Origin of the sequence: Okeania hirsuta, from assembly GCF_003838195.1 — a bacterium.
Lineage (GTDB): Bacteria > Cyanobacteriota > Cyanobacteriia > Cyanobacteriales > Microcoleaceae > Okeania > Okeania hirsuta.
This window is the reverse complement of sequence record NZ_RCBY01000553.1, coordinates 1-1700: the sequence shown is the minus strand read 5'-3', so window position 1 is coordinate 1700 and position 1700 is coordinate 1. Positions and strand designations below refer to the sequence as shown.

The window sequence follows — 1700 nt, the reverse complement described above, 5'->3', positions numbered from 1 at the left end:
TGACAAATAGTCTCTCACTTTGATATCTGAAGGCTGGTCTATGAAATCAGTGATCTTGGCGTAATCCCAAATAGTCTCAAATTTCCTCATCGGGTCCCCTACCTCCTTGGGTTTTCCCTGCTTGCCCAATTGCTTTCCCCATAAACTGGTAGCTACTACTAAGCCAAAAGCATCAAAGGCCACTCTAGACAAATTCCCATTCGATCAAGTACACCACTAGTTGGAGAAGAATATATCATTGAACGCACGAGTGCTATGCCCAAAAGGATTTCTGGGTCTCTGTTTAAAAATTCCCAAGCATCGTAAATAGCTGCGTCCCATAGCCAAACGGATCACTAATTTGATTGGCCAACGAAAGTTTTGTAAGTCGTAAGATACTTGCCACTGGGAGCCACCATATATCATCTTCGTATACATAGCCCGCCTCCATCAGCATCTTCTGTTCGATCTTGTCGCCATAAACATTCTGCAATAAGTCATTCCGTAAAAATGGCCTGAAATTCTTCATAGGAAGTCCAAAGATTCAATCTGCCCCAATGGAGCCGAGACAAAAGGAGCGCTGTGGTATTTTGTCTAAAAGTTGATTTCCATTGTTCGGCTGCTTCGTCTTTTGTAGTAGATTCTTTTCCAGTCGAGTATTCTTTTGCTCTCCCTTGACGATGCTCCATTCATATGGCTGTACAGGATATTCAGCAGAACAAAGTACTTTTGCTGCATCTCCCTTCGCATGATTCATCTATGGTAAGGAAAACCAAGACCTCATAACTAATAGACTCGATAAAGTACTTGGATAATAGATTATCAGGTGTGTAGAATTTACATTTACATAGTTGTTCTTCTGATAGGTAAACTGCCTTCTTCTTGTCTGGATATGCAGGAATTCTAGCTGGATAAGCAATATTGACTAGGTCCGTGGTGTTTCCATAATCATCTACCTTGAGCGTAATTCCATGAGTGATCCTTGGATTTTCTGGCCTTCTTTCGTAATGATAGGTCAGGTTTTCATGCGGATAGGCCCAATAGATCGCTTGCTGATTTTCTCCTTTTTCCTGGAGTAGTCGTACCTGATAATTGTAGTACAAGACCTGGTATGGATGAGTACTGCTATCACTTCCGTCCAATCCATAGATCTCTTGTCGTAGCAATTGACCTTTGAGTGACCGAAGGCCTTCCCGCAGGGTTTGGCGATCAAAAGAAGAAGCCTGGTGCTCCAATTTAGACGGTGTAAGTTCAAATGCTTTTCCATCCCCTTTATAGTATTCCTTTTTCACTTGCTCATGAATTGGCATAGTGATCGCCTCTGTATCGCAGCACCACTTTTTGGATATCTCCGGCTGTATGAATGCCCCAGTGTGATACCAAGTGCGAGTTAGTACCGGAGGTACGAAGTAGGCATTGTCTCGATTCAATGCTGATGCCCCTTCCTCATGGAGATGGTCATTGGCAAACTGATTAAAAAACTCTGTATCCTTTTGATCCACCCTAGCAAAACCTCTAAATTCACGCTCTTCCCCATCGTAATATCCATGGTAATATTCATAGCAAGTAAGTAACTTGGTTTTGGATATGTGATCGACCTTTTCCACTTTAGACACAACTTGTACAGGTATGGGTAAAGCGGTTTCCCACTGAAAGGAACTCCCTTTTTCAAAGGACTGGACATAAAAGTAAGTGGAAGGTTTATATTCAACCTTGGTGGT

Annotated in this window: 2 protein-coding genes; both read right to left on the bottom strand. The window is 42.3% G+C overall.

Going from position 1 to position 1700, the window contains the following annotated elements; translation table 11 throughout:
- Positions 1-192, bottom strand: a 192-nt coding sequence (locus D5R40_RS38700; protein WP_205127846.1) for a hypothetical protein, incomplete at its 3' end; no start/stop codon positions are given.
- Positions 193-689: 497 nt separating this feature from the next.
- Positions 690-1700: toxin TcdB middle/C-terminal domain-containing protein (locus D5R40_RS32770; RefSeq protein ID WP_205127845.1), on the bottom strand; the 1011-nt coding region annotated here is incomplete at its 5' end.